The organism is Streptomyces sp. NPDC045899 (assembly GCF_056431485.1).
This window is the reverse complement of record NZ_JBWKKP010000017.1, coordinates 16,684-23,038: the sequence shown is the minus strand read 5'-3', so window position 1 is coordinate 23,038 and position 6,355 is coordinate 16,684. Positions and strand designations below refer to the sequence as shown.

General features: G+C 73.4%; 3 protein-coding genes. All 3 read right to left on the bottom strand.

What is annotated here, in order from left to right; all coding sequences use genetic code 11:
• Positions 1-78: 78 nt before the first annotated feature.
• From AC07FT_RS24125 to AC07FT_RS24115, 3 genes are read right to left on the bottom strand one after another with little or no spacing between them, the layout of a single operon-like run.
• The gene (locus AC07FT_RS24125) at positions 79-1,341 is read right to left on the bottom strand and encodes a cytochrome P450 (protein WP_479178058.1); all 1,263 of its coding nucleotides are present in this window, start codon (positions 1,339-1,341) and stop codon (positions 79-81) included.
• Between the two features lie 7 nt (positions 1,342-1,348).
• The gene (locus tag AC07FT_RS24120) at positions 1,349-2,317 is read right to left on the bottom strand and encodes a TauD/TfdA family dioxygenase (RefSeq protein WP_479178057.1); all 969 of its coding nucleotides are present in this window, start codon (positions 2,315-2,317) and stop codon (positions 1,349-1,351) included.
• Entirely contained in the window at positions 2,314-6,330 is a 4,017-nt protein-coding gene (locus AC07FT_RS24115) for a PA14 domain-containing protein (protein ID WP_479178056.1), read from the bottom strand. The genes AC07FT_RS24120 and AC07FT_RS24115 overlap by 4 nt, the downstream gene beginning before the upstream one ends.
• Between the last annotated feature and the right edge of the window lie 25 nt (positions 6,331-6,355).

Sequence of the window (6,355 nt, the reverse complement as noted above, 5' to 3'; positions counted from 1 at the left end):
GCCCGGTCCCCCGGCATGGACGAATGCCCCGGCCAGCAGCGTGGCCGGGGCATGCGTACGGCGCCAGGAGGCGGCGGATCAGCCGGTGGCCGGGGTCAGCGCCACCGGCAGGCTGCTGTAGCCGTGCAGGAAGTTGGAGTGGATCGGCCGGCCCGGTCCCGTCAACTCCGCGGCCGCCACGAATGAGCGCAGCGCGGTGAGCATCGCATGGATTTCCGCACGCCCCAGATAAGCGCCGAGACAGAAGTGCGGACCGTATCCGAACGACACATGCTTGTTGGGCGTGCGCCCCAGATCGAATACCTCGGGAGCGGTGAACACCTCCTCGTCGTAATTGGCTGAGGTGTTCCACAGGGTGACGATGTCCCCCGCCCTGATCCGCTGACCGCCCACCTCGGTGTCCACCACCGCCCGCCGTCCGAAGTGCATGGCCGGGGTGACCCAGCGCAGCACCTCCTCCACGGCGCTGTCCACGGAGACGTCACCGTCGCGCAGCCGCCGCCACTGCGCCGGGTGTCCGATCAGCTCCCGCATCCCGCAGATCATCGACAGCCTGCTGGTCTCGTCACCGCCGAGGATCAGGCTGTAGCAGTTGAAGACGATCTCCTCCTCGGTGAGCGGTTCACCGTCGATCGCCGCCGTGGCCAGGACGCTGATCACGTCCCCGGTGGGCTCCTCACGCCGCTCCTCGGCCAGTTCGGCGAAGTACAGCAGCAGTTCGTTGCGGGCCACCAGTGAGTCCTGGACGCTCTGCCCCGCCTCCTCCGCGCTCAGCGCCTGTTTGGTGAGGCTCAGCAGATAGCCGCGGTCGGACTCCGGGACCCCGAGCAGATCGGCGATGGTGGCCATCGGGATGTGCTCGGCCACGTCCTGGGCGAAGTCGCACGCGCCGCGTCCGACGGCGGTGCGCATCAGCCGTTCGGTGCGCCGCCGCACACCCGCCACCACCCGCTCCAGCACCCGGGGCGCGAACGCCTTGAGCAGCAGGTTGCGGATCTCGCGGTGGCGGACCCCGTCGGTGACCGCGAGCATCTTGCCGCTCGCGGAGTCACCGCCCTGGAGCAGGGTGGTGAGGACGTTGCCCTTCTCCGAGGTGAAGGCACGGTTGTCGCGGTAGACCGCCATCACGTCCCGATGGCGGGAGAGCACCCAGAAGCCGGGCATCAGCCCCTCGGTGGGATGCCAGTGGACCGGGCTCTCCCGCCGGAACCGGCGCCACATCGGCACCAGTTCACGGTCCAGGAAGGTCTGCGGATCGGTGAGGTCGACCTCACCGGGACCGGGACCGGTGAGCTCCGGCCCGTCGAGGGTGGCGACGGCGTCGCGCGGCTGACCGGACATCCCGCGCCTACCCCTCGCGCCGGGTCATCGACACCAGCACCTTGCGGTCCCCGGTGAACGGACGGCGCCCGTGCGTGGTGAGGATGTTGTCGATCATGATCAGATCGCCGTCCTCCCACCGCTCGGCCAGGGTCGTGGCGGTGTACGCGTCCAGGATCACGGCCAGTTCCTCCGCGGTGATCGGGGTGCCGTCGCCCACATAGGCGTTACGCGGCAGCCCGTCCTCGCCGCAGATCTCCAGCAGCCCCTCGCGGACCGCCTCCGGCAGCGCGTGGACGTGGAAGAGATGTGCCTGGTTGAACCACACCCGGCGCCCGGTGAGGGGGTGTTCCACCACCGCCGGACGGCGCTGCCGGGTGCGCAGCACCTCACCGTCCCACTCCGCCTCGATGCCGTGCTCGGCGCAGTAGCGGTCCACCTGCGCCCGGTCGTCGGTCTGGAAACCCTCCTGCCAGGACAGCCCCATCCCGGTGCGGTAGGTGCGGGTGTAGAGCACCCCGTGCTCCTCGAACCGCGCCACCAGCTCCCCGGGCAGCCGGTCCAGCACCGCGCCGCTGTCCGCCACCGGTGTCTCCCCGCCGGTGGCCGCCGCCTTGGCGCAGTACAGGAAGAGGTTGTGCGGCCAGTTGTGGGAGTACGCGCTCTCGTTGTGCTGCGGAATGGACTGGTCGGCCGGGTACTCGGTCGAGGTGTACACATTGCCCTTGACCCGGCTGCGCGGGGTGGAGCGCTCGTTGTACTCCAGCGTCCGGCCGCCGATCAGCTCGGCCAGACCCGCGAGTTCGTCCTGTTCGCCCAGGTCCAGGTTCTTCACCATCACCGCGGCGTGGTCCAGCATCGCCGCCCGCAGCCCGTCCAGGTTGGCGGCGATCCACCCCGGTCCGTCACCCCCGTGCCGCGGGGTGACCCGGACCAGTCGGGTGCCGTGGTGTTCCAGCAGGCCGACGTCGGCGTCCTCGAAATACTTCTCCGTCATTCCTTCTCCACCTCCAGGCTGAAGCCGTCGATGCTCACGTGGTCGACCGGGTCACCGGCCGCGTACTCGTAGGCGTTCAGGAACGGGCCGCCGGAGACCGGCTGGGTGAACCGTCCGAGCGCGTTGTTCAGCAGCCGGGTGTCCAGCACCGTGGCGTACTGCCCGCCCGCGTGCTCGGTCCCGCGCTGGTACTGGCCGAGCCAGCCGTAGTCGTAGTCCCCGGGCAGGTTGTCCGGGACGTGGTCGGGGTCCACCGTGCCGTCGGCGGTGAGCGGTTCGCCGAACGGGCCGTAGCGGTACACCCCGCCCCGCTGGTGTCCGTCGTCCCCGGCGACGGCGAACACATCGCCGCGCACGGTCGGATAGCTCCAGCTGGTACGGGCCCCGTCCACGGCGCCCTTGCGCACCTGCACCACCCCGCCGGGCAGGGCCACCACCCGGGCCAGCACCCGCTTGTCGGCGCGGAGCACGAAATCGATGTCCGGGTCGGTCAGCGAGGTGTGGCCGTAGAGCTGTCCGGTGTCACCGGCACCGGTCGAGCTCCGCCGCACCAGATGGTCGGCGGTGTCCGACGCGTAGACCACCTCGGCCGGGTCCTTCCCGGTGAGCTTCGTCCCCAGGTAGCGCTCGGCCGCGTCGTGGCGCTGCGCCACCGTGGCGCCGCCCTGCCGGTAGCCGGTCATATGGCCGTTGTGCGCGTAGGTCACCCCGCTCACCGGGGTGTCGCCGGTCGTGGCGAGCAGCCGGTCGGCCGCGTCGTAGCAGTAGCCGGTCTCCGTGGTGCCGTCCGCCGTGCGGTCGGTCAGCCGCAGCCGGTTGCCGTTGTCCCCGGCGCCCTTCGCGGTGCCGTCGGGGCAGCCCGAGGGCGCGGTGGTGAAGTCGTAGCCGTAGTGGTGTCCGGTCACCCAGGCGTCCACCAGCCGGCCCGCCGCGTCGTAGCGGTAGTCGGGCCCGTTCTTCCGGCCGCCCCCGCCCGCGGTGGACTCATCGGTCACCACACCCGAGCGGGCGCGGCTGACGGTGCTCGGCAGCTCGCGGCCGTCGGCCATGGTCCAGTCCTTGGCGGTGATCCGGCCCGCGGCGTCCCGGCGCACCGCCAGCTCCGAGCCGTTGCCGTACGACACCTTCGCGATCCGGCCGCCCTCGTCCAGCGCGACCGTGGCCAGGGTCCGGCCGTCCAGCGCGACACCGGTCTCCCGGCCCGCGTCGTCGTACCGCACCGTCTTCACCTGTGCGCGGTCCCCGGGCGGGGTGGAGGTCTCGCGCACCACCCGTCCGGCCCGGTCGTAGCGGGTGTCGGTACGGACGCCCTGGACATCGGTGAGCCGCACGGTCCGCCCGAGCAGGTCGACCGTGTACACCAGGTCGCCGCCGGGCTCGGACGCCCTGGTGGTCAGCGGGTCCCCGCCGTACGCGGTGTCGTAGGTGATGGTGCGCGCCGGGGCGTCGTCATTGCCGGGCACGTGCATGGCCAGGATCTGGCCGCGCTCCCCGTAGTCCACACAGGCCCACTCCGGCCCGCCGAAGTTCACCGCGACCGGCAGCCCGCGGGTGTTGTAGACGAACTTCTCGGCCCGCGGCCCGCCCTCGGCCGGTGCCGCCGAGGTGACGGCCTTCGGCAGCCCCGCCTGCGGCAGCGGATCATCCCGGTCGGTGCACGGGTTGTCGGCCTTCTCGTCCGCGCCGTAGTACGTGTACGTCTGCCGCGCACCGCTGGGCATCACCTTGGCGGTGGGCCGGAACATCGCGTCGTAGGAGTAGCCGGTCCTGAGCTTCAGCCCCCCGGGGTCGGTGACGGTCGCCACCGGTACGCCCATCTCGTTCAGCAGGGTCTCCACCGTCCGGTCCGGGACCCCGTCGGAGCCCGCCGTGACGGTGGTCATGCCGGCGGCGCCATAGGCCGTGGTCTCCGACGGCACCTTCGCGCAGCCGTCGGGCGCCGGGGTCACCAGCCGCCCGTCGTCGGCGAAGCACTTCCGGGGGCCGGGTCCGAAGGTGCCGACGGGGCGGCCCGCCTCGTCGTGCACCGTGGTGGTCAGCCGCCCGGCGGCGTCGAGCCGGGTGGCGGGACCGCCGTCCGCGGTCCAGGTGGTGCGCACCGTGCGGCCGGTGGCGTCGGTGTCGGCGCTGACCAGGCCCGCGGGGTCGTACGCCACCGTGCGCACCCCGCGCAGCCCGGCCACCTCGATCCGGGTGGAGCCGGAGCCGTAGCCGTAGGTGTGCTCGGGGCGGGCGGATCCGCCGTCCGCGGCACCGGTGGGCTCGGGGCCGTCCAGCCGCGTGGCCTGCCGGACCGTGTCGGCGTAGCCGAGGCGGTAGTTGGCGGTGGTGCGGTCGCGGCGGTCCGGATCGGCCGCGATCCAGTCCATCACCAGCGGGGTGCGGACATCGGTGAGCCGGTGGTCGGCGGTGTAGCCGAAGTCGGTGGTCTCCTCACCGGGGTTGACGATGCGGGCCAGCTTCCCGGCCGCGTAGCGCAGCTGGGTGGTGCCGACGCCCGGTACGGAGACGGCGCAGACGAAGCCCTGCGGGGCGTGGTCGTCGGCACAGGTCTCGTCGCCCGCGTAGGAGAACGTCAGCCCCGCGTCCTCGGCCGCCTTCGCCGCCGTGCGCCGGGCGGCGTCGCCGGTGCCCTCGGCCTTGTCCTTGTCCTTGGCCGTGCTCCTGTTCTTGCCCTTCGGCACGGCGAGCGGCGCGGACCCTCCGGAGGCGCTACCGCCCTGACTCGGCGGATCCGCCACGCCGTTGGCAGCCCCCGGCGCGCCCGCCGGTGTCGTCGAGGTCGTCGTCCCCGCGCCCGGCGCGCCGTCGCCGGTGCCCTCCTTGAGCGCGCTCGCGTCCTTCGCACCCGTGGCGGCCGGGGTCACGCTCCAGCCGGGCGGCAGTACGGCGCCGTCGGGCGACAGCCATGACGAGGGCACCGGCAGAGCACCCTTGCCGGACCGCTGCGCCCACAGGGCCACCTGGCCGCCCTCGGCGGGCCGCTGGTACTCCATCCGGATCCGGTAGGTGTGACCGGCCCTCAGCTGGCGGACCGACCCGAACCGCGGTGCCGGTCCGCCCTTCTCGCCCGTCCAGTCGTCCACCACCGGTGTGCCGTCCAGCCAGATCCGCACCCCGCCGTCGTAGACGCCGCCCAGGCGGTAGCCGCCCGAGTCGGGCACCCGCAACCGCCCGGTCCAGCGCGCCCGGAACCGGTCGCCGGGCGCGGCCCGCGGCCACGGCGCCTGGTCGCCGCCCCAGCCGAACGAGGGCTGGGTGTCGGTCCGCACGGCCGCCGGGTCCTCCGTGTCGCCGATACCGCTGCCGGAGGTGCCGCTGTAGTACCTGCCGGTGAGTCCCGCCTCGGCGGTGGCCAGCGAGTCATAGGTGAAGGTGGCGCCCAGCGGCCCGGCCGGGGTGGCGGCCTGCGGAGTGGCCACGGAGGCCGTGGCGTTGCCGTTGGCCAGGTTCACCGACACCGGGCCGAGGGTGTCGGCGGGCACCGGCCCGTCGGCCGCCTGTGCGCCGAGCCGCAGGTCCACCGCCAGGGAGCGGGCCGGGGCGTCGGCGGTCACCGTGTCGCCCGCGCGGTCCTTGGCCCGTACCGTCCAGCGGTACCGCTCCCCGTCCTTGAGCAGGCCGTCCGGCACGGTCCAGCGCGGGGTCCGCAGCCAGCCGGAGGAGACGGTCTGCCCGGTGCGCGGTGAGTCACCGGTGCCGATCACGAACTCGTAGGCGGCGCCGCCGGAGAGGCGCGCAGCGCTGAGCACCGGACGGCGGGCGGCCGTGGTCACCCCGTCGGCGGGCGCGGCGGGCTTCGGCGCCGCGGTGGCGCCCCGCCCGCCCGTCTTCCCGCCCGGAGCGCCGCTGTTGTCGAACGTCCCGGCGGGCCAGGCGGGCCGCACCGGGTTCCCGGTCTCCGCCGCCATCAGGGCCACGTCCGAGGGGGACCCGTGCGCGGCGCGGCCCAGCCAGTCCGGGGCCGCCGAGGCCAGGGTGCCGCTCGCGATCATCGCCACGGAAGCGGTCACGGACACCGCACATGCCGCCGCCACT

Excerpts from the sequence above, each read along its gene's own strand:
- AC07FT_RS24125 (WP_479178058.1), bottom strand. The coding sequence starts at position 1,341 with ATGTCCGGTCAGCCGCGCGACGCCGTCGCCACCCTCGACGGGCCGGAG.
- AC07FT_RS24120 (WP_479178057.1), bottom strand. The coding sequence starts at position 2,317 with ATGACGGAGAAGTATTTCGAGGACGCCGACGTCGGCCTGCTGGAACAC.